The sequence below is a fragment of the Mesorhizobium yinganensis genome, from assembly GCF_040081985.1.
GTDB classification, from domain to species: Bacteria; Pseudomonadota; Alphaproteobacteria; order Rhizobiales; family Rhizobiaceae; genus Kumtagia; species Kumtagia yinganensis.
The window spans coordinates 65,660-87,295 of the sequence record NZ_JBEBMH010000024.1; the positions used below are offsets into that span (position 1 = coordinate 65,660).

Sequence of the window (21,636 nt, forward strand, 5' to 3'; positions counted from 1 at the left end):
CAAGTCTTTTCATGCGCCTGATCACCACCAATCTCGAACTTCAGACAGCGGTCGCCACGCTGGCTCAATCTCCCTTCGTCACCGTCGATACCGAGTTCATCCGCGAAACGACGTTCTGGCCCGAACTCTGCCTCATCCAGATGGCGGCGCCGGGCGTGACAGCGCTGATCGATCCGCTGGCGCCGGATCTCGACCTCGCTCCGTTCTTCAAATTGATGGCCGACGAGGCGGTGACCAAGGTCTTTCATGCCGCGCGGCAGGACATAGAAATCATCCATCATCTCGGCAATCTGCTGCCGCATCCGGTGTTCGACACGCAGGTCGCCGCCATGGTCTGCGGCTTCGGCGACAGCGTCTCCTACGACCAGCTCGTCCAGAAGATCACAGGCGCCCAGCTCGACAAGTCGTCGCGCTTCACCGACTGGCGGCACCGGCCGCTGTCGGACAAGCAATTGGCCTATGCGCTGGCCGACGTCACGCATCTGATCGATGTCTACAAACATCTCGCCGCCGAACTGGAACGCGAGCAGCGCGGCCATTGGCTGAACGAGGAAATGGACGTGCTGACCTCGCGCGAGACCTACGATCCGGACCCCGAGGATGCCTGGAAGCGGCTGAAGATGCGGCTGCGCAAGCCGCAGGAACTCGCCGTCGTGCAGGCGGTGGCGGCATGGCGCGAGCGCGAGGCGCGCGACCGCAACGTGCCCCGCGGCCGGGTGATCAAGGACGACGCGGTCTACGAGATCGCACAGCAGCAGCCGCGCGACACGACCGCGCTTTCACGGCTGCGCACCGTGCCAAAAGGCTGGGAACGGTCGGCGACCGCGACCGCTCTGCTTCAAGTGGTCAACACGGCGCTGGAATTGCCAAAGGACCAGATGCCGCGCCTGCCGAAGCTGGCGCAGGCGCCGGAAGGTTCCAGCGCCGCGGCCGAATTGCTGAAGGTGCTGCTGCGGCAGGTGGCTGAGAAAGAGGGTGTTGCCGCCAAGGTTCTTGCCTCCGGCGACGACATCGACCGCATAGCCGCCGAGGGCGAAGAGGCCGACGTGCCGGCCATGCATGGCTGGCGCCGCCAGGTGTTCGGCGACATGGCGGTGAAGCTGGTGCGCGGCGAGATCGCGCTGAAGTTCGATCGGCGCAAGGTCACGGTGTTCAACCTCGCGCAATAGAGCTACCGAGATTCAGGCTGAACCTGCCTGAATCTCAACCTTCGGCGTTCTTCTACATCCCGCCCGAATAATTCGGGCTCTCGCGTGTGATCGTCACGTCATGGGCGTGGCTCTCGCGAAGTCCCGCATTGGAGATGCGCACGAAGGTGGCGCGCTGCTGCAGGTCGGTCAGCGTGCGGGCGCCGACATAACCCATCGCGGCCCTCAGGCCGCCGGTGAGCTGGTGGAGGACGCCGGAAACCGGCCCCTTGTAGGGAACCTGACCCTCGATGCCTTCGGGCACCAGCTTCAGCGTGTCGCGCACCTCGGCCTGGAAATAGCGGTCGGCCGAGCCGCGCGCCATGGCGCCGACAGACCCCATGCCGCGATAGGCTTTGAACGAGCGGCCCTGGTAGAGATAGACTTCTCCGGGGCTTTCGTCGGTGCCGGCGAGCAGCGAGCCGATCATCGCCGCCCCTGCGCCGGCGGCCAAGGCCTTGGCCAGATCGCCCGAATATTTGATGCCGCCATCGGCGATCACCGTGACGCCGGACTTCATCGCGGTCTCGGCCGCCGACATGACGGCCGAAAGCTGCGGAACGCCGACGCCGGCCACGATGCGGGTCGTGCAGATCGAACCAGGGCCGATGCCGACCTTGACGGCATCCGCGCCCGCGTCGATCAGCGCCTGCGTGCCAGCCGCCGTGGCGACGTTGCCGGCCATGATGCGCACCGAATTGGACAGTTTTTTCGCCCGCGTCACGGCGTCGAGCACGCGCTGCGAATGGCCGTGCGCGGTGTCGATGACCAAAAGGTCGACGCCGGCATCGATCAGCCGCTCGGCGCGCTCGAACCCGTCGTCGCCGACGCTCGTGGCGGCGGCGGCGCGCAGACGGCCCTGCGCGTCCTTCGTCGCATTGGGATTGAGCTGCGCCTTCTCGATGTCCTTGACGGTGATCAGCCCGACGCAATTGCCGGCGGCGTCAACCACCAGCAGCTTTTCGATGCGGCGCTGGTGCAGCAGGCGTTTTGCCTCGGTCTGGTCGACGTTCTCCTTCACCGTGACCAGGTTCTCCTTGGTCATCAGCTCGTAGACCTTCTGGCCCGGATCGGTGGCGAAACGCACGTCGCGGTTGGTCAGGATGCCGACCAGCCGGCCCATGATCTGGCCGCCCTTGCCGCCGCCCTCGACGACGGGAATGCCTGAGATCGAATAGGTGCGCATCAGCGCCTGCGCGTCGGCCAGGGTGGCTTCCGGGCCGATGGTGACCGGGTTGACCACCATGCCGGATTCGAATTTTTTCACCTGCCGCACCTGCTCGGCTTGTTCGACGGGCGAAAAATTGCGGTGGATGACACCGATGCCGCCGGCTTGCGCCATGGCGATGGCGAGGCGTGCCTCGGTCACCGTGTCCATCGCGGCGGACAGGATCGGGATGTTGAGGTCGATGTCGCCGGCGATGCGGGTGCGGACATCGGTCTCGCCCGGCAGCACTTCCGAATGTCCGGGCTGCAACAGCACGTCATCGAATGTGAGCGCCAGCGCCCCGGTTGCGGTCTCGATGATTTCAGCCATTGCCATTCCTCAAAACGTGAAGCGGGCGCTGAGGCCCTATGGCCGGCGCCGACTCTTGATCTTCCCTTTCAGGATTGGCACGGGCTGGTAACACGTCCGCGACAGCTTGGAAAGCCGGCTGCGCGCGATTGCCCTGGGGCCGTTCGGGCAACGCAACATCCCCGCCAGGCCGCGAAACTTTTCGCGCTGGCCGCCGATCCCCGGCTCGTGGTGTCGGGCAAGGCTGGAGCGTCATGACGTGTCGGGGCGCTGGAGGACGTCGAAGGCGAGGCCGTGGAGGTCGTTCAGCACTTCGTGGACATCGTGGGTGGGTTTTTGGCGCCAGCCCGGCGGCCAGCCGGGTTTCAGCGGCCAAATGCGGCGGGACCGCGTGGCCTTGCCGGCTCTCCTGGATCGCGCATTTCCCACCTCGCGGCGTTGCTTGTCTCGGGCAATCATGGCCTCGTTGCGCGCCCGCCAGCGGGCGAACCGTCTTGCCTGGCCTGGCAGATCGTCCAATGCGGCCGCCAGCGCCCGCAGCCGCAGGGCGAGCCGCGTCGCATCGACGGCATCGCCGGCAGGCAGGCGGCGGAACGGCATGCCCGATCCATCGGCAGCGACCGGCCGTGGGCGCACACTCCACGGTTTCAGCGGATCGAACAGCGGCAGGCTGAGTTTCTGCGGCCGGGCGGCGCGAAGTTCGGCCGCCCGCCTGGCCGCCGCGGCCCGCCTGATCTGCTCACGCGACATGGTGACGGCAATGCCAAAACCGCGCAGCATCGGCTCCGGGCTTTTCGGCTTCGGCTCCCGCAAACGCGGCGGCGGCAGGACCAGCCCGCGCGCCGCGACGATGATCAGGCGCCGCGCCGCCGCCTCGGCCGGACGCAGCAGTTTCAGCACCGCGCAGTAGAGATAGCGCGGCAGGGTAAATGCCGGGGACAGTCTGTTTCTCTCCGCCAGCGCTCTTTTTCGCGCCGCAGCGCCTTTTCGTGCGAACAGAGACGACTGATCGTCGGTAGCCGGCGTGGCCTCGGCGTTTATGCCGGCCATGGCGACGAGCATGATGACGACGCGCCTCAGCGCCTCAAGGTGCCTGTCGACCGTCAGCGTCCAGTCCATCGCCACCCGCCTCCTTTCCAGCACGGGCGACGGCAATTGTCGCGCAGGCGGGACGGAGGGGGATAAGGTCCGCGAAAAATAACTCTGGCGGAAGCCGGAAGGGCGGTGTTCGCACGGCGCTTGCTGCGCGATTTTCCTTGTCGTTCCAATGGGTTGCTCTGGGCGCCTGCCCTTGACCATCGGCACCGGCCCTCATGCGCCTGCCGGCATCTTCTCCCCGTCTGGAGACCAGGGCGAGCGGATACGGTTTTGCTTTGGCAACAATCCTCCCCGCCTCGCCTGCGGCGAGACGGAGAGGAGGAAACGTCGGCGCAGGTTTCGCCGATCGCAGGGTCGGTGATTGACGAAACCGAAACGGACAGGCTCCCTCGCCCCGCTCTTACGTGGGCCGAAGCCGGCTCCGGGCGGATCGTCACGAGCCACCCGGTGACGGATATCGAATTGCAGGGGGCGGCGGGCCGGCGGCCAGCCGGTTCATATTCTACAGATCGAGCTGATAGGTCTCGGGGATATACCGGTAGCCGGTCCCCGTCTTCTCGACATAACCGACTGCCGGAAACGGCATATGGTAGCCGATGAATGGCAGGCGGTCGGTGGCGATCATATCGAAAACTTTTCGCCGCGATGCGGCGCCTTGCGTCTTGTCGGCGTCGAAGCGCACGTGCCAGTCCGGCTGTTGCAGCGAGGCGACATAGTGGTTCGCGGTGTCGGCGGTCAGCACCAGCTTCCTGCCCGATGACTCCACCGTGAAGATCAAATGGCCGGGCGTGTGGCCGGGAGCGCCCATGGCTCGGATTCCGGAGACAACCTCGCCGCCATCGTCGACAAAAATCGTCTTCTCCGCCAGCGGCTTGACATTGGCGGCCACGGCCTTGGCGTTGCCTTCGGTCGGGCCGGCCATGCGTTCCGGCGCCGTCCAGAAATCGAACTCTGTCTTGCCCATGACGTAACGCGCATTGGCGAAGGTCGGCGCGCCATTCTCCATCAATCCGCCGATGTGGTCGCCATGCATGTGGGTGATGACGACGACCGACACGTCTTCGGGCCTGTAACCGGAAGCGTGCAGGCGCGACGGCAATTGTCCCATGCCGTTGGCGCGGGCGCCGGCTCCAAGGCCGGTGTCGAACAGGATGAGTTCCGAACCGGTGTTGACCAGCACCGGCGTGAAACCGTTGACGAAGCGGTCCGACGGCAGAAGGTTTTCCCGCATCAGTTCCGCAACCGCCTCCGCCGTCTGGTTCTCGCCGAAAATCGGAAAAGGCCCCTCGCCCGGCCGCAATCCGTCCAGGATCGTCGTCACCTCGAAATCGCCCAGGGCAAAGCGGTTGAAACCGGCATTGCCGACGTCAGCCTTGGGTGCCGCGGCGCTGGCGGCGCGGACCATGATCTGCGGGAACAGCAAGGCGGATGCGCCCACGGCCCCCAGTTTCAGCGCGGTCCTGCGGTCGATGTCGATGGTCATGTCGCTATTTCTCCTCTTTCGTCGAAGCAATAACGACATTTGTATGCGACCTTTTCCCGACGACTTTTCACATGGCCGTGAGGACAGGACTTCGATCGTCTCCACGGCCAAGCTGGACCGCCGGCCATCGTTGACGCGGCCCGCACGGGTAGCGAAAATGAGCCGCACAACCCACGGGTATCGGCATGAGAATCGGTATCATCGGCGCCGGAAACATCGGACAGGCTCTGGCAAAACTCGCCGTCGGCGCAGGCCACGAGGTGATGCTCAGCAATTCACGCGGGCCGGAGAGCCTGGCGGAAACGGCGGCCGAGATCGGCTGCGCGGCCGGCACCGCCGCGCAGGCGGCGGAGTTCGGCGAGATCGTCGTGGTTACCGTCCCATTGAAGAACGTCACCCAGATCGACCCCGCACCGCTCGCCGGCAAGACCGTCATCGACACCAACAACTATTACCCGAACCGGGACGGCCGGATCGCCGACCTCGACGAATTGCGCACCACGACGAGTTCGATGGTGGCCGCGCATTTTTCCCGATCGCATGTCGTGAAGGCGTTCAATGCGATCCTGGCTGCCGATCTTCCGAAGTCCGCGGGCTCCCTTGGACTGCCGGGCCGGCGTGCCCTGCCGATTGCGGGAGACGATGCGGCCTCCAAGGCGGCGGTGGCCGATCTGCATGCGCAGTTCGGTTTCGACGTGGTCGACGCCGGCAGGCTGGAGGAAAGCTGGCGCTTCGAGCGCGCCAAGCCGGCCTATTGCATCCCGCTGGTTCGAGACGATCTGCGCGCCGCGCTGGCCAAGGCGGAGCGGGACGTGGAACTGCCGCACGGCTCCTGGTGGCGGTGAGCGTGCCCAGCACGTCCTCCGCCGCGTCGATCCGCGTTTTCTGGCTTGCCGGTTCACCACTTGTGGCACCCTGCCGCTTGACGGCCGGCACCTTACATTCGATTGCGAGTCTTCCCGCCGGTCCAGTTCACACCGGACCACGACAACCGGAATAACACGTTGCAACGCACCGTCCCGCTGATCCTCGCGGTCGCCCTGTTCATGGAGAACGTGTAAATCCCATACAATGTGCGGGTATGTGCACACCTGCAATGGACAGTTCATAAGTTATCTCATAATTGCCGACAGACCCTAAAAGCCCCTGTCGCGATGTGCCCACCCCCCGTGCCCACCTTGACGGAAATAATGCGCATACCGCACGATGCACGCTGACCCATCGAAGGTGGCTGCCATGGATGATCGACTGTCAACGAAAAAGGCCTTGGAGGTCTTGGGCTGGACTCATCGGAACACCCTCTACACGCGGGTAAAGGCCGGCGAAATTGCAGTCATTAAGGACGGCCAGCGAAGCTACTACCTGCGATCCGAGTTGGAGCGCTATTTGAACGCGGTGCAAAACCCAGAGATCACGGTCGAAGAGGCTCACCGTCGAGCGCAGGAAGCCGCTGACTATGCGGATCGCGGGCTGGAATGGCCGCCGAAATCTTAGCCCGAACTTTGCTCGGCTTCTGCCTCGCTGACGCTCGGGGCAACGAAGTGCATCCATGTGCATCCGCCTGTGCATCAAAGCTGGCGATTTCGGCAGGCCCGCCTGATAGATGAAATGTCCTCACAACCGAAGAGGACATTCAAATGGACGATCAAGACCTTAAAGCGAAGGCGGACAGCATCCGAGAACGGATGAAAAAGAACGAGGCCGATAAACTGGCGATCGGGCACGAGCTTATCCTGATTAAGAAGACTCTCGGCCACGGGAATTTCACGAATTGGGTGAACCAGCACCTTCGCGTCACCATGCGGACGGTTCAAAACTATATTAAGGCCGCGAAGCAGCCAATTCTCTCCACTCCTCGTGCCAAAAGCGAAAGTCGTTCGCTTTTGGCCAAACCTGCGACGGTGACGCGTGGGGAGTCCGTCACGAGCAAGGCTGTCATGGGGCCGGACGAGGGGCACGAGGCCGCCGCCAGCTTGTTCGCATGGATCAACGAGGAGTGGGCCGTCTTCGCGGACGAGCGCTTAGAGGGGCACGAGATCGTCATGAAGATCGATGGTCACGAGTTCCCGCTAAACTCACCGATACCGAAGGCTAAGCTCGTAGCAGTCCACTGATAAGCGCCTACGCATTACCGGACGATGCGCGTTGCGGATTGGTCATCGACTCGTAACGCGCGTCCGCCAACCGCTCTTTCACCGAACCGGCATATTCGCGCTCTGACATCGTGCGGTAGCTTCCGCCGATTGAAGCGTCCGAGCCGCCGCCGGGAACTCGCCTGTAGATCAGGTCTAACGCGATCCGCAGCTTGTCCTGATTGCGTTTGCGAAATGGGACTTTGATGCCTGCTGCGATCCGCTCCGCCTCGTCCCGGTCCTTCCGCTCGACGGCGGCGACGTAGCGCCGGGCTACATTGAACTCTACCCGGTCGTCCCTTTCCTCCAGCCAGCGATGCCATACGGCCAGCTTGGACAGCTTCGAAATCCATTCCTCAATCATAAGTCGTTCCAGTCGGACGGATCAAACGTAAAGCGCTTTCGGCGCGCCGGTGGCGCATCATCGAGGGCGTCGGTCTGCTGACCAAACAACGCGAGATAGAACTCGTCGCTCTCCTTGAGCAGGTTGCCGGTAGGGTCCTCCAGATCGACATCGTGCCCCCCTGTGTCCATGTCGCGACCATCCCCTGACAGGGTGACCAGCTGCTCGATCTCGGGAGGCTGCGGAGCCGGGATGAAGCGCAGTTCGGCGCTGTCTGGATCGATGAACTGACCGGCATCGCAAACGACGAAGGTCACCGTCGGCGCGTCGAAGTCATCGCCGCTGATTCTTTCGGGGACCGACATCTCGTCGCCGTCAATGTTGAGGAGTCTAACCGTCGCCATGGCTCAGAACCCCGGCACGCGAAACATCTCGACCTCGTGCGAGCCGATCACGTCGCGAGCCATGACGGCGTAACGGATCGAATCCCAGCAATGGTCGTGGCCCTTGCGCGGCATTTGGAGCCGCTTGCCGGTCTGTCGGTCGATCTTCCATTTGTAGTGCTTCGTCTCGGTCCACGTTTCGGTGCAGGCCGGATGAACGATGATCCGCGAGTGGCCGTTGATGAAGCGGATGCCCTCGACAACCGACTTCCCGACCACGTTTTTCGCCGTGACCTCTATCGAAAAGCCCTTGGCCGACAGGGCCGATGTGGTGCGCTGCTCGGAATTGTCGGAGATAACCACGGCGTCCCTGCGGTGCAGAACGTCGGTCAGCAGGTCGGCGATGCCGTCAACGTCCTCGCCATAGCCGACGGCTTCCCTCTCGACGTAGATGGTGTTGTACTTTTCCAGAACCCACGTCTTGGTGGCGACGGTCGGGTCGTCGGTGTAGCCGAGATCAAGCCCGTAGCATGGCTCCACGCCTTCAAGGTATTGCGCGGGAACCGTCCCGATTTCGGCCTTGGTGTAAATGCGGTCCCCTTGCGCGATGTCGTAAGCGCCGCCGTAGACGTGCCCCCACATCTGCTCGTCAACGGCTTTCAGGCGCCAGTATTCGTCGGCCATCGGTGACGCGAAAAATAGCGGATTGTCCTCCTGCGCGGTGTCGATAAGCAGGAGGTGCTGCGGCGCAACATTGCCACGATAGAATCGCTCCACCGCGTCTTCAGGGTCCAGCGGATTCCAAGAGCATATCAATTCCGCGCCTATCGCCCGGATAGCGCGAACCAGATTCATCAGATCGTTGTGGGCAACGTTCCGAGCCTCGTCCAACCAGAAGATGTTCACATCATCTAAGCCGCGAGTGTCCTCGTCGCTATCGTGCTCAAGACCCCGGAAGAACGCGAAGGAGCCGGTGACCCGATTGCGGATTTCGTGCAGCGTAACTTCGAACCGATGTTGCAGGCCAAGCCATCTAATCGCGCGTTCCAACGCCCCCTTGCTGGTATGACGAAGGGACACCTGTCGCTTGCGCATACCGGCGACAATGACGAAAGCGGCATCCATACGAAGCACGATATAGATGGCTATTGACGTTGACTTGGCCGTGCCACGCCCGCCGAACACGGCTTTATGAGTGAAGCCGGGCCGGAATAGCTGGAGGTACTTCTTGCTCAGAACGAGCTTCCCGTTCCAGCTTGCCGAATTGTTGACGGTCTCGCGCAACGTTCGGAGAGCCCGGTTGGCCATCGCCGGATTGGTGAGCGTGTTCCAACCCTCAATCATCGCGGAGGGTCCACGCCTGCACCACTGTGCCGACCTTGCTCACTTACACGACCTTGCCCGACGGCGGCCGCTTGATCGGATCGGCCAGCTTGTCGGCTGATTTCTTGGCGGTGACCTGCTCGATTTTCAGGCCGTTGACCTTCGCGCCCAGAAGCCCGAGCAGCGTCTTCACAAACGTCTCGTCGCATTCGCCGTTGGCGTAAGACTGGAGAACGGTGTCGATTGCATCGACCGGCGCAAGGTTCGTCAGTTCCCTTGCATCGCCAAGCGAGTTGGGCACAGCGGCGGGGCCGACCGCCCGCTTGATGATCTCGCTCGCGACATCAAGCCTGTCTTGCAGCTTGCCATTGCTGGTCAGCACCTCCTCCATCACCTCGAATGCCTGTTTGAGGCAGGACGCGGCACGGGCGCGCACATACTTCTTGGCCGTTGCCACATCCATTGCGTCACCTCTCGCGCCGACATTTCCCAAGAAATGCTCGTGGCGCTTTTTCAGGTGGTCGGCTCGCCTGCGCTCCTCGGCCTCCTGCCTGAGCCTTTTCGCCGCCCAAGCCTCCTCCTCCGAAAGGTTCGTCGCGGAGGTGCGGCGCAGGTGCTCAAGCTGCTCGTCGCTTAGCTCGACAATCGGCTTGACCGTAGAGGCGTCAAACATAAGCGGAAAAGACATCGCGCATCCCCAAACACATAGTGCATCCGTGTCAATATATACACAGTTATATAAGTATTAACAAGGTTGAACGTTGAATCTACATTGACAATTGATAGCAACTGATCAACGTTACACATGCACAACTGCGATGTCCCCGAGCCGGCAATGCTCGTCTCTCCTGTGGCTTTGCCGGCTCACCCCGCAGATGTGCCGGGAAAGGATAAGCGCCGTGCCAAAATTACCCAAAGCCACGCCTGAGATGCCGCCGACAGACAAGGCGAAGGCTAAGGCGGAATTCATGGCCCTGTATAAGGACCGCGATCTTTCTGGCCTGCTCGTGTTTGGCGGTCCGGGGATCGTGACAAACTTCTCGGTCGATGGCCGTCTGGTTCCCGCCGACGCGATCAAGGCGCCTCCGAAGTCGGATTTGAACTGACATGTCGGGCCTCGACGATCTCACTAAGGGGTTCGCCAGAACTCAGGCCTTGATCCTCGGCGTTCGGGCCAAGTTGGTGAAATATCAGGCGCTGGGCGAAGGCGATGCAGCAACCGTAGCTGGTGCAGATAGAGCCATCGCACAAGCCAAGTTTGCTCTGGTGGACGATGGACGCATGCTCGGCAAAGACCGCGCGTCATCCGTCCAGGCCGATAGCAGCGACGGCGTTGTCTCCGGCCTCGCCTCGACCGATGACATGGACCTCTATCGGCATGTCGTGACAGCCGGGGCGTTTTCTCAATCCATCCGTAAGCGCGGGCTGACGGGGCCGCCAGCCATCAAGCTGCTGTTGGACCATGACTGGACAAAAATTGCCGGCGTTATTCGCCGTTTGGAGTATCGCGGCGGGCGGCTAGAGATCGACGCCAAACTGAATCTCGACATCGACTACGTGCGCGACCGCTACTCAGCGATGAAGATGCTCGGGGGCTTCAACTTCTCGGTCGGATTTTTACTTCAGGAATACGAGATCAAGACCGACGCCAACAAGGTCGAATACCTCCAGATCAACCGGGGTGATCTCTTCGAGGTAAGTCTGGTCGCGTTCCCCGGTAACGAAGCCGCGACGCTCACCTCCATCAAGCAGCAATCGCTCGAAGGGCAATCACCACTCGACCCGGCCATTGCAGCCATCCAACGCATCCAAGGGCTACTGGCTACCCTCAGATAGAAGGAACGACTTTTATGAACGGAAAAGAGACAGCCGCAATTATGAACAAGGCCGGATGGACGCCAGCCGCGTTCGCAGACAGCCTCAACTCGACAATCAAGAATGAACGCCTCGCGACTGCCGAAAGGGCGCGGCTCGCGAGAGTGGCCGGGCGCACGCCCCAGCCTCAACCCCACCCCGAACCAATCACCTTGGCTCAGGCCACAGAATTCCTCGACAGGGGTACCGGAATCAGTGGGGATACGGCAGACACGTTGGAACGTTGGGCCGAGCGCCGCCGGGGAATCACCAACAATTCCGGCCCATGTTTCATGCCTCCGGCCGCGTCGCTGAAATTGTCCACCGTCATGCCGCCAGTCATCATCGGCGACGACATCGAGATGACCGCTGACGGCCCGGACATCAAGTTCAGTGACGTCACTGATCACAAGGCGCGTAACAGATACCTGACCGGGACGGTGGCTCGCTAGATCGGAATCGAAGAGCCGAATAGGCACGGCTCGATCTTGGTGAAACTATGTACGCCTTGGCACCGCAACCCCACCCTTTCGCTTGATGCCGGCCTCAACTCTGAAAATGTCCGGCACATTGATTTTGCCGTTTGCGCGCTCCTCGGTAACCGCAATGCTGTTCATCGCATCGAGAAGGGCGTTAGCGTCCCTATTATCAGCCAATTGCACCGGAGCGAGCCATCCCCCCGACTTAGCCTCTTTCAGAATACGTTGAACAACTTGGGAATCGTCCCAAATCTCGATCAAGTCGCCGCGTTCAATCGGAACGAATTGACCCGCGAGCGCCCCAAGTGCTCCATCGATCCAGCGATAGTCTTCGCGAAGTTCTGCCAACCGGGTGCTCGAAGCTTTTCGTACCCCTTCGATCAAACCCAAATGGTCCACCGCCCGATCACTTGGAGCGGGATGATGCTCTGCTGCCTTCTGCCAGGCTGTTAGAAATGTTCTCGGCGAACAAGCGTTTCTCGCGTCGCTAAGGTGCAATGGCACCCACGTATAGACTCTGCCTCGTCTGGCATCAGAGCCCATATAGGCCCCCGCAATGGCGTTGATCAGGTCTCGTTGATCTTCCGGTGAGCTTCGGGCTGGCTTAGAGGCTTGATTCAACGCATCAGATGCACCTACATTTTTCGCGACGGCACTTAGAGAAGATTTACCTGAGGCGTCGCGCATGATCTCAAAGAAAAGTAGCCCAAAAAGCTCATAAGGCTGCCAGCTAAGATCAACATGATCATTCTGAATCTTCGAGCCGTCAGGGAACTGAAAGATGCTCTTGTCAGAAAACTGATCGGGTCGAATGAATATCTTCATACGTAGCGATCTGAAGGATTTCAGTCCCACCGCACGGCGCAACAATGCAGTGGTAAGCTGTCTGATGACATGCCAATCGCCCGGGAGGCGATCCAATGCATCAAACAGAATCAAGATTCCCCTTCCTGTCTTCGAGAACCCATCGTCTACGTTAGAAAGCGTTTCTTCAAATTCTTCAGGCTTCTGCTTTAGTCGCGAAAGTGTCTTCTCGAATTGCAGTGGTTCGGCACTAGGTCCCACACTCTTCACAGCCCGGAATATCACCGCCCTCCAGATATCCTCAGCTCTGTATCCCTCCGCCAGTGCGCGCTCGATGCCGTTCGGAGTGGGTGCTACCGGAAGGGCTTTCTCAGAGCCGTTGAAACCGATTACCACTTCATTTTTCTTCAGTTGCTGCTGACCATAGACGTCTGCCACGCGGTTGCGCACTGTTGGATCAGTCAACGCATGGGTCCATAAACTCTTTCCCATCCCACGATTGCCAACAACCAACTGCCGGCCGAGATCCAGCACGGCACGATGACTCTCGGGTGTAAATACACGATCCGGCCCTACTGCCTCATTCGGCTCCACTTTACTGGCAGGGCTGAGCGCGCCCATCGTCTCCCGTATAACCTGCATGTCTCTGTCATTGCGCGCATTCATACCGCAAGAGCCCCATTCTGATGAGGCAAATTGTCGATCGCCTCGTAAAGACCATGGAGAAAAGGCCTATAGGTTTGTTCGAAGAAAGCCCCTAGCAACTGATCTCCGCGTTGTGCGGGATCAAAGTCCAGAAAGCGGCCGTCGAACGGAATAACCAGTGGTTGGTGAGGCCCATCGGGATCATCAGGGGCGAAATTGATTGCATTTTCCGACTGTCCGTCCTCGTCAATCTCGTCATAAAGATTCTCTGCGAACAATTCGTACAGATTATCCGCGTATGCGGCCGCAGTCTCGGCGCTGGTACTGGCTTTCGCATAAACTGGACGAATCATGAGGCGCCAATCTGAGGATACGCCCAGTTGCACCGACCGTTCCGCCAAAAGACGCAGGGCGGCGAACAGTGCCCGATACCCCCTAATTGTCTGCTGCTGGGCGGTTCCGAAAAACAGAACCAAGGCTCCCAAACTCAGGACAGCAGGTGCAGCAAGCTCTGCCAGCCCGGCTCGACTATCGATTAGGACAACATCGTATGATTCAAGACCCGAAATTCGGTCGATCATCCCTGATATCTGCAAACCAACAGTTGCCACATCTCCGTCTGCGTCGACGTCATCGGTCATGGCGCGTGCCAACTTGGCCAACACGTTCGCAGGATATTTCACGGAACTACTACCAAGTGCAGGCATTACGTCTACCCGCCCTCCACCGGGTAACGTTAGCTCGCTGGTTCCGATAAATTTGTGAAGTATTCGGTCTGAAACTCCACCGATACTATTCTCCACTAGATAGTCCACTACCCCAAACAAAGGGGTCCGGTCGTCCGACAAGAGTAAATCTCCTAACCCGGGAGCCTCTAAGTCAAGATCAACGACAAGAACATTCCTTCCTCTTGCAGCAAGATCAGCTGCGGTGACGGTAAGTGCCGTAGAACGGCCAACGCCGCCTTTCAAACTCGCAAAGACCACCCGCGGCGGCACGGCCACAGTCGATACTGGTTCCGATAGCCACGCAGCACCAACAATGCGTCGGTCGATCAGCCAGAACTCGTTCCTATTATCGGAAACGAAGAGCCGGTCACTCGCGGCAAGCAATCTTGCAGAGCCAGGATCATCGGAAAAAGCTACGACACCGTCGGCGCGAGCGTATGGACCGAGAGCCGTGTGCAGCTTATCGACTAGCGCTTCGGCATCCTCGAGCGATCCCGCGATCTCAGCGGTGACGAACTTCAAGTGCCCCACACCATCCCTAACCATGACTCCGTCGCGAAGGACATCCGGGCCCCAGTGCGCGGATATTGTCTCGGCGGCAACCACTAGAGCCTCATCAAAAAATGGGTGTTCACTCATAGATCACCCATCTTGTCCACGAGATCGGTAGCCTGGGTTCTCCACTTGTCCACCCATGAGTCTTTGATTTCGGCTGTCGGCGCATATCGCATATCCGTGCTCCAATTTTCAAAAACACCGGAGGCAGAGATTTGCTTCAGTCGGCCCTGTAGCCTGCCATGAGCTGCATCTGCGACCATCGTTCTCAGACTTGGGAAATGGGCGTAGAATGGATCGTTCCTTCTGTCTCCAGAATCCGGCTTCATCCCGCTTCGCGACATCATGTGCTTTACGGCCAATTCCCCTGCCAGCCCAAACAGGTAACCAGATACGGCTCGACAACCGGGCTTGGCCGTCGGCTGCTGTTCGTCATAGAGCTTTTGCGCAGCCTTGAGATGCCGCCTTGCGGCACCAGCCATGTCGTATCCATAAGCCATCGCGCTATCGTCCCCTCCCGGCACTACATAGCCGCGGGGAACGTCGGGACCAATACCAAACGATCACGTTCGCTGTGCATGCGGTTGGAACAAGCTATTGCATGGCTTCTCATGGGCCAAGCGATTCTCTGTTTCTCAGTCCACTAACGCCCCTATACGTTCGGCATTGTGGTGGCACGCACCCTCGGCGCCCTGACCTTACCCGACATACCCCAAAGGTCGCCAACGCGCGTCACTGGTGCCCCTCCTCACCCTGCGGGTGGGATTTTCATGAACGACGGGGTGACGGGCTGCCCATCACCCTTGGGCGTCTCGAGTATTGTGGAAAGAGCCGGAGCCACCACGCGGCTCCACAGGTCAGCGAGCGCATTTTGGCGATGCGAATAGCCGTCCTTCCAGACAACCGAGTCCTTGATTATCGCCCAAAGCACATCGGCATCACGGGCACCGGCTTTGACGAGGTAGCCGACATAGCGTCGCATCAACCATGTACGGTCAGGCCCGGTCACGCCATGATGCCCTGACCCCTGTGCCCATCTTGCCGCTGCTGCGTAATCGTCGCGCATCCACAGGTAGGGCTGCGCATTTTTCCATTTCCCGATTTTCTCGTGAATGCGGTTGATCTCGATAGGGGGGATGGTTCTTCCCGTTAGCAAGGTGGACACAGGGGGTATGTCGTCCCCTGCCTTCGGTTGCAGCCCGAGGCGATCAGCGAGGATCGGTAGGCGGTTCGAGTAGTCGGCGATTGGAAGGTTGGCGATTACATGGCCCGTAACCGTGAAATAGCCACTGTCCGAGTAAAGTTCTAAGCCGGGAATTATGTTGCGGATGCCTTGGAGACGCTGCTTCATCTCGGCATTAACTGAAACGATTGCCCGCCCGCCTTTACCGGAGGGCGAGAACTCGCAATAGGTCGTTGTGCGGCAGCCGTTCCAAAGATTCAGCGCACTGGTCGATGCGTGATCGAGCTGGTCGAAATCCAGACCCGTGAAAGGATCGTCTAAAGCAGGAACGTAGCCCACTCCCGCGAAGGCACCGGGCGCTAGCCCCCACAATGCGAGCGCCTCAGCAAATGTCCCGAGCCTAACATCGGGCCGATTGCGCTGCTTCCGCTTTTCATTCGAAAGGCCCGGAAACTGATTGAGGTCGAGAGGGAGCTTGCGGCGTTTGCCCTCATCATTGGTGTAGTGGCGCCACAGTACCCAGCGCTGGCGTGCCTTCATTGCGTCAAGCGCTGATGGGAGGGTGATCATGGCTAGCAGGGCACCGCAATCGACATAAGAAACGGTCGGAATTTTATCTCATCCACGGACTTCATATGGGACAGACTGACGCCCGTGGCGAGAAGGAGTTGCTGCAGGTTTTGGGTGGCCAATTGATGCTGCGGCCCATTGCTGAAATCGAGCTCGCAGACGATGCCGTTGCCGCCGCACAGCGCGCGCCCATGTTCGCAATCGCCGTCCAAGATTTCAAATGTCAGGTCGATGCCGTTGGGGGTGCGTTTTATCTTTGAGACTTGAGCCAGCACAGTCGTTTCGCACCGGGCAAAGGGGATCACCTCACGCCGCTCAAACGGCAGATCGCCGCGCATGCCCTCGGCATTCAGGGGCAACGGGTAGACATAGGAAGATGGGGCCATGCCTTGAAAGACAGCGGTCATCAGTATATCCGATCGTATCTATTAGTTTATTCAATCATAATACAAACACACTCCTTGACAGTTGTCAACACAATATGTTTATATTTATGCAGAAACAACGCGAGGTAAATCTAATGTTGCCATGTATAGATCCAAGTTTTGCCGAACACATTGCTGGCGCGACAAACCGCGACGAGCTAAACAACCGACTTATCTACGTGTTGAAACAACTCGACCAGCGATGCTTTCATGATCTGGCGAAGGAAATCGGCGTCACTTACGCTACGCTCTACGCACTGAGAAACGGGAGGTCTCCGCAACCCAACTTCAACACAGCGGATCGACTCGTATCCTATTTCGCGCCCGGATATCGCCTCGGTGTCGTCAAGGACGACACACCAAAGTGCGTTGCCGTTCCGCCGACCGTCGAGTGGAGGCCAATCGCAGGCCACGCCCAATATATCGGTGAATATGTCGGCGGGCGGTTTACGGGAAAGGTCGCGGCCATTGCCGCGACTCGTGCTCAGGCATAGGGTACTTTTTCTTCGACACCTCCGGTCTGTCGGTAACCTCCGGTCGCACTTGCCCACACGCGGGCGCGCTTTACGACCTCGGAGAGAATGACCGTGATGTCAGACACCAAAGACCAAACCTGCGACCATTGCGGCATGCGGCACGGCCCGGGGTGGGAGCCTTATGCGCCCGGCTTCTGTCGGAGGATTGCTTCCCCTTCCCCTGCTCCACCACAAAACGCAGCAGCTCCCGTCAGCACCACTCACAGCCGGGACGACGGGTTTGGCCCTGCGATGCCGCGCGAGGCTGCGGACGAATGGGAGAGTTACGTCGGGAGTCTTCCAACAGCGTCCTTGTCGCAGGAGGTTCCGCCCCCTTTCGAGGCCATCGCGACAATGGAGTCAGCCATCCATCTAGCAGCCCAGGACGCCGCAGATAATGCGGCTATGGCAGACGCCGAGTGGTTGTCCGATCCGGCCACACTCGCCAAGAGCGTTGGCATCATGACTCAGGCAGATGCGAAGGCGCTCTTCGATTATCATTTCTACATCGTTCTCGAAAAAGGCGGCATGAGCGTCGTGCGCCAGTACGGCGAGATGCGAACCCTGAAATCCATTCCGAAATTTCGGGAGGCGTATGATCACAAGAAAATGTGGGTCAAGCGGAAGGACAAGAGTGGGGCCGAGGTGTTGGTGGCTACGCCCGCCGCTTCGGCTTGGTTGAATTCCGGCGATGCGCCGAGGTACCGCTACGAGGTTTTCCGCCCGATCGGGATCAATAAGATCGGCAGTGATTTTGAAGCTCGGCGCATCAAAAATATGTGGCGCGGCTTCGCGGCGAAGAAAGTAAGCGGAATGGCGACCGACGAGATCAAACTGTCGGAGGCCTGCCCAACAATCTTTGAGTACCTGTGGACGGTCGTCGCATCGCAGCGCCCCGAAGTGATGGTCTATGTTGTGAAGTGGATCGCTGACGCGGTTCAGAATCCTTGTCGCGTTGCCGGGCGCACCGCAATCGTGCTTCGGTCAGCCGACGAAAGAACCGGAAAGACCACGTTCATCGAACTGCTCGTCGCGATCTTCGGTCACGAACATTGCTTTCCGGCTGCGCGCATGAAGGACCTTGAAGGCAAGTTCAGCGGCCAGTTCGAGGGCAAGTCCATCGTCGGGTGCAACGAGTTTTATGCGCTGTCGACTGGGGGCCGCGATGCGATGACAGCCGAGGCGGTCAGGTCAACGATCTTCGACTTGATCGACAACGGAAAGGCGACAATTGAGCCGAAAGGCATTGGCGCGTACGTGGTCGATAACTTCATGCGCTTCGTTTTCACGACCAACAAGGAAGCCGCAATGCCGCAAGGCTCACAAGGAACGCGGTTCGCCGTGTTCGAGGTGTCGAATTGCCGTCGCGGCGACAAGGCATTCTTTGGCAAGCTCCATGAGGTGTTCGAACGCGCGGACGGGTACGGCGGCGAGTTAGATCGCTTCATGACGATCCTCGCCTCAGTGCCGCTCAAGGGGTTTCACCCGCAAGGCGACAAGCCGGTGACGGTCGAGACGGAGAGACAGGCGGAACTCGCGGCGACCGGATCGAAGAAGTGGCTCATGAACCTGCTCGACCGTGGCGAGATGATTGTAGCGGGCAAGGGCGAGCAGTTCCATGACGGGCCGACCTACCTCGTGACGTCGAAGGCCGTGCAATCGCTCATTGAACTGCAAGGTGGGCACGTGGGGCAGATGTCATCGACCGCCTTCGGTCGAGAGGTCATGAACGTCCTTGCGGTCGATGGCACGAAGGACGTTTGGGTGCCGGGTAGCCGGAAGTCATTGGGTGGTCGTCGGATTCCCGAATTGAAAGAGGCGCGGAAATTGTTCGAAGAGCGCAGGAACAATGGGATGAAAGTGGATTGGTCCAACGGTCAGACAACATGGAGTGAAGTTACCCCGACAGGATGATGGCAGTAGGATTCCTCGGGACTTGGGACCTCGGGAGTCTGTAAACATCCCTTGCCCGCATATATAGGAGCCGATCTGCCCCTTCATTTTACCGATTTCATTTTACCCCCGAGACCCCCGAGACTCCCGATGAATAACCCGAGAACCCTTATTCCGTGGGGGGTTGAGGTCATCGGGTGTTGTCAAGACGGACGGCAGGGAACTCCCCGGACTCCCGATGAACTGCGGCGGATGAACCTTGTAGCACCACCAACCCCCTGTGCCCACCTTGCCACCAAACGCGTTAACGAACCGAGCGTTGCGGAAGCGGCGGGGCACGGTTCCCCAGGCCCAGCTCGCTATTGTCCGAACCGGATTGATTTCCTAGTTTTCAAGTCAAAGGCGCGTGTTGGCTCACGACCGCATTGTCGAAAGGCTGTTAAGTATGAGCGATTCAACGCAGACGATTTGGGAAGACGACGATTACGTCTATATTCCTGAAGAGCTTTTCAAGCACCTGCCGCCGGAATACCGCGCAGCCGCAGAAGCGCGAAAGCAGCAGGGTAGCGATATGCTGCAGATCGCGGATCAGGATATCAAAAGCCTCATCCGGCTAATCAACGCAGTCCCAACGACGGCAAGCCTAGGCTATATTTATCACCGCCTCCGGACCACAGAGTTCGATGTAACGTCAGAAGCTCTCATGGAGCAGGAGTTGCTGACGACAGCGTTCGTGGTGACTTACTCCCGCTTGTTCGTAAGCGGAAGTGGTGCGGGCGGTTTCTCAAGGGACCAAATCCCGTCTCATCTACAAGGCGTTCACGACGACATAATCGACATCCGCCACAAGCGTTATGCACATAATGACCGGCATGGGTCGATCACCGGTGCCATCAAGATTGACTTTGACGACACGGAAGTTCGGGTCAATTTGCAGATGGGCCTAGGGCTCTACATCGGAGGCCGGAACGAGTGGCAAGAGCTCATAACCTTCCTCGATGAGCGTATGTACGAACGCCTGCAGAAAATACTTGGCCGGCTCTCGGCCAAGACCGGATACAAATGGAAATTCCCTGTTGGGCCAGGGCCTGACTGGGCGAAGGAATCCGGTTAGCGGGCTGGCCTGATGCCAGGGTGACGTCACCCACGCCGGTTCGAACGAGTCTAGCATCCTCCCGCCTCGTCAGGCCACAGCCGCGTCTACGTATGACCTCGCTTATGAACCGCGCCCTGCCCTCACCCGAACTGCACTAATCGCGTGCATCTACGTGTTTGTCGTCAACACGTACCGTGCCCACTCGTCATGCATTACCCGGCGTTCGTCTAGGCGGTCATCGCGGTCGTATGCCCGCGTGACCTCAGTGCCAACCAAATGCCCGAGGCACCGCTGCGCCAAATCGTCACTGAACTTTCCGACCTTTGTGGCCCAGCCGACAAACGAGGTACGGAAGCCGTGCGGTTTGGCGTCAACTTCAAGGTCGGCGAGGATTCCGGCGAAGGCGTGCTGAGAGAGCGGGCGGGCGCGACGATAGCCGATGAAAACCAGCGAGTCTGGATCGCGGTTGGATTTGATCGACTCCAACAGCGCGACCGCCTCGGGCGCGAGCGGGATGCGGTGATCGATGCGGGTCTTGTATCGCTCAGCAGGAATCGTCCAAAGCGCGGCATCAAGGTCGATTTCCTTCCATGTGGCCTCCCGCGTTTCCCGTTGACGGGTCGCGGTCAGCACCATGAAACGAAACGCGAGGGACGCCATGCCCTCAATCCCCCGCGCGCCCGTCATACAGTGCGGCACGCGGTCGTAAGGCAGTGCGTCGTGATGTCGGGTGGTATGCGCGCGATCATGCATCACGCTCGCGATTGCGTCGGGGCGCGCCGGGTTCAACCGCTCGGCAATCAAGCCCGAATGCATGGCGAATGTCAGCGCTCGTTCGATGAATGAGCGCAAGAACGGGCCGGTAGGCGTGTTCCAAAGCGGACGCAGCACGCCAGCCACGCGGGCCGTATCGATCAGCGCGGCCTCAACCCCTGCGATCTCAGCCAAGTGGTTTTTGACATAGCCGCTGTAGCGCGTGCGAATATCGTGCGTCCAACCGGCTTCCTTCGCCCGGATGAACTGTTCGCAGACGAACCCAAAGGTTATGACCGCAGCGGCGACGGGCACCACGGCAGCTTCGGCGGCGGCCTGGCGGTCCTGCGCTCGTGCCTCAATCGGATCGATGCCCTTGACCCGCAAAGCCACTGCACCATCTCGAAGTTCGCGGGCATCTTTTAAGCCGACGGTCGGATAGGCACCGAGTCCCATCTCCCGACGCTTCCCACCTGCCCCAGCGTAAATATACACCCACGACCGGTTGTCACCCTGCACCCGCAGGTATAGGCCTCCACCATCGCCATGAACCCCCGCCCCCAACTTTCCCCTTCGCAGAAACGTGTCTGTTAACTTGTTCGTCGCCCGTGCCATAGGACCTGCACCCACCACCGTGCCATCACCCCGTGTGAGGCATCAAACATGTATTT

General features: G+C 59.9%; 22 protein-coding genes. 9 read left to right on the plus strand and 13 right to left on the minus strand.

The window, feature by feature from the left end; translation table 11 throughout:
* Positions 1 to 11 precede the first annotated feature (11 nt).
* Positions 12 to 1,169 (plus strand): ribonuclease D, encoded by a 1,158-nt coding sequence (gene rnd, locus ABMA59_RS28775; RefSeq protein ID WP_349008820.1) that lies wholly within the window; start codon positions 12 to 14, stop codon positions 1,167 to 1,169.
* A 52-nt stretch (positions 1,170 to 1,221) separates the two neighbouring features.
* Here the strand turns inward: rnd and guaB are convergent, their stop codons facing one another.
* The 3 genes from guaB to ABMA59_RS28790 form a co-directional block, all read right to left on the minus strand.
* The gene (gene guaB, locus ABMA59_RS28780) at positions 1,222 to 2,724 is read right to left on the minus strand and encodes an IMP dehydrogenase (protein WP_349008821.1); all 1,503 of its coding nucleotides are present in this window, start codon (positions 2,722 to 2,724) and stop codon (positions 1,222 to 1,224) included.
* 231 nt (positions 2,725 to 2,955) lie between these two features.
* A complete protein-coding gene (locus ABMA59_RS28785; RefSeq protein WP_349008822.1) occupies positions 2,956 to 3,822 on the minus strand; it encodes a hypothetical protein in 867 nt (288 codons plus the stop codon).
* Positions 3,823 to 4,303: 481 nt separating this feature from the next.
* Positions 4,304 to 5,284 (minus strand): MBL fold metallo-hydrolase, encoded by a 981-nt coding sequence (locus ABMA59_RS28790; RefSeq protein WP_349008823.1) that lies wholly within the window; start codon positions 5,282 to 5,284, stop codon positions 4,304 to 4,306.
* 185 nt (positions 5,285 to 5,469) lie between these two features.
* Between ABMA59_RS28790 and ABMA59_RS28795 the strand changes: the two genes are divergently transcribed.
* The 3 genes from ABMA59_RS28795 (at position 5,470) to ABMA59_RS28805 (ending at position 7,398) form a co-directional block, all read left to right on the plus strand.
* Positions 5,470 to 6,129 (plus strand): NADPH-dependent F420 reductase, encoded by a 660-nt coding sequence (locus ABMA59_RS28795; protein WP_349008824.1) that lies wholly within the window; start codon positions 5,470 to 5,472, stop codon positions 6,127 to 6,129.
* A 391-nt stretch (positions 6,130 to 6,520) separates the two neighbouring features.
* Positions 6,521 to 6,778: a helix-turn-helix domain-containing protein gene (locus ABMA59_RS28800; RefSeq protein WP_349008825.1), complete on the plus strand. Its 258-nt coding sequence runs from the start codon at positions 6,521 to 6,523 to the stop codon at positions 6,776 to 6,778.
* 143 nt (positions 6,779 to 6,921) lie between these two features.
* Positions 6,922 to 7,398: a hypothetical protein gene (locus ABMA59_RS28805; RefSeq protein WP_349008826.1), complete on the plus strand. Its 477-nt coding sequence runs from the start codon at positions 6,922 to 6,924 to the stop codon at positions 7,396 to 7,398.
* Positions 7,399 to 7,405: 7 nt separating this feature from the next.
* Here the strand turns inward: ABMA59_RS28805 and ABMA59_RS28810 are convergent, their stop codons facing one another.
* From ABMA59_RS28810 to ABMA59_RS28825, 4 genes are read right to left on the minus strand one after another with little or no spacing between them, the layout of a single operon-like run.
* Positions 7,406 to 7,780 (minus strand): hypothetical protein, encoded by a 375-nt coding sequence (locus ABMA59_RS28810; RefSeq protein ID WP_349008827.1) that lies wholly within the window; start codon positions 7,778 to 7,780, stop codon positions 7,406 to 7,408.
* Positions 7,777 to 8,163 carry a hypothetical protein gene (locus ABMA59_RS28815; RefSeq protein ID WP_349008828.1) on the minus strand — a complete coding sequence of 129 codons (387 nt, stop codon included), beginning with the start codon at positions 8,161 to 8,163 and terminating at the stop codon, positions 7,777 to 7,779. The genes ABMA59_RS28810 and ABMA59_RS28815 overlap by 4 nt, the downstream gene beginning before the upstream one ends.
* A gap of 3 nt (positions 8,164 to 8,166) precedes the next feature.
* Entirely contained in the window at positions 8,167 to 9,486 is a 1,320-nt protein-coding gene (locus tag ABMA59_RS28820) for a PBSX family phage terminase large subunit (protein WP_349008829.1), read from the minus strand.
* A 43-nt stretch (positions 9,487 to 9,529) separates the two neighbouring features.
* A complete protein-coding gene (locus ABMA59_RS28825; protein ID WP_349008830.1) occupies positions 9,530 to 10,153 on the minus strand; it encodes a hypothetical protein in 624 nt (207 codons plus the stop codon).
* Positions 10,154 to 10,433: 280 nt separating this feature from the next.
* Between ABMA59_RS28825 and ABMA59_RS28830 the strand changes: the two genes are divergently transcribed.
* The 3 genes from ABMA59_RS28830 to ABMA59_RS28840 are packed head-to-tail and all read left to right on the plus strand — an operon-like array spanning position 10,434 to position 11,771.
* Positions 10,434 to 10,571 (plus strand): hypothetical protein, encoded by a 138-nt coding sequence (locus tag ABMA59_RS28830; protein WP_349008831.1) that lies wholly within the window; start codon positions 10,434 to 10,436, stop codon positions 10,569 to 10,571.
* A 1-nt stretch (position 10,572) separates the two neighbouring features.
* A complete protein-coding gene (locus tag ABMA59_RS28835; RefSeq protein ID WP_349008832.1) occupies positions 10,573 to 11,301 on the plus strand; it encodes an HK97 family phage prohead protease in 729 nt (242 codons plus the stop codon).
* A 14-nt stretch (positions 11,302 to 11,315) separates the two neighbouring features.
* Positions 11,316 to 11,771, plus strand: coding sequence for a hypothetical protein (locus ABMA59_RS28840; RefSeq protein WP_349008833.1), 456 nt, complete (start codon positions 11,316 to 11,318; stop codon positions 11,769 to 11,771).
* 45 nt (positions 11,772 to 11,816) lie between these two features.
* Here ABMA59_RS28840 and ABMA59_RS28845 read toward each other — a convergent pair whose 3' ends face one another.
* The 5 genes from ABMA59_RS28845 to ABMA59_RS28865 form a co-directional block, all read right to left on the minus strand.
* On the minus strand, positions 11,817 to 13,223 hold the full coding sequence (locus tag ABMA59_RS28845) for a hypothetical protein (protein WP_349008834.1): 1,407 nt from the start codon (positions 13,221 to 13,223) through the stop codon (positions 11,817 to 11,819).
* A 41-nt stretch (positions 13,224 to 13,264) separates the two neighbouring features.
* Complete coding sequence (locus ABMA59_RS28850; RefSeq protein WP_349008835.1) at positions 13,265 to 14,497, minus strand: KGGVGR-motif variant AAA ATPase; 1,233 nt, start codon at positions 14,495 to 14,497, stop codon at positions 13,265 to 13,267.
* A gap of 113 nt (positions 14,498 to 14,610) precedes the next feature.
* Entirely contained in the window at positions 14,611 to 15,012 is a 402-nt protein-coding gene (locus ABMA59_RS28855; protein ID WP_349008836.1) for a hypothetical protein, read from the minus strand.
* A gap of 266 nt (positions 15,013 to 15,278) precedes the next feature.
* Positions 15,279 to 16,283 carry a hypothetical protein gene (locus ABMA59_RS28860; protein ID WP_349008837.1) on the minus strand — a complete coding sequence of 335 codons (1,005 nt, stop codon included), beginning with the start codon at positions 16,281 to 16,283 and terminating at the stop codon, positions 15,279 to 15,281.
* A gap of 2 nt (positions 16,284 to 16,285) precedes the next feature.
* The gene (locus ABMA59_RS28865) at positions 16,286 to 16,690 is read right to left on the minus strand and encodes a hypothetical protein (RefSeq protein WP_349008838.1); all 405 of its coding nucleotides are present in this window, start codon (positions 16,688 to 16,690) and stop codon (positions 16,286 to 16,288) included.
* Between the two features lie 887 nt (positions 16,691 to 17,577).
* Here ABMA59_RS28865 and ABMA59_RS28870 point away from each other — a divergent pair.
* Positions 17,578 to 19,137: a primase-helicase family protein gene (locus tag ABMA59_RS28870; RefSeq protein WP_349008839.1), complete on the plus strand. Its 1,560-nt coding sequence runs from the start codon at positions 17,578 to 17,580 to the stop codon at positions 19,135 to 19,137.
* A 424-nt stretch (positions 19,138 to 19,561) separates the two neighbouring features.
* Positions 19,562 to 20,230, plus strand: a complete 669-nt coding sequence (locus ABMA59_RS28875; RefSeq protein WP_349008840.1) for a hypothetical protein — start codon at positions 19,562 to 19,564, stop codon at positions 20,228 to 20,230.
* 150 nt (positions 20,231 to 20,380) lie between these two features.
* Here ABMA59_RS28875 and ABMA59_RS28880 read toward each other — a convergent pair whose 3' ends face one another.
* On the minus strand, positions 20,381 to 21,580 hold the full coding sequence (locus tag ABMA59_RS28880; protein ID WP_349008841.1) for a tyrosine-type recombinase/integrase: 1,200 nt from the start codon (positions 21,578 to 21,580) through the stop codon (positions 20,381 to 20,383).
* Between the last annotated feature and the right edge of the window lie 56 nt (positions 21,581 to 21,636).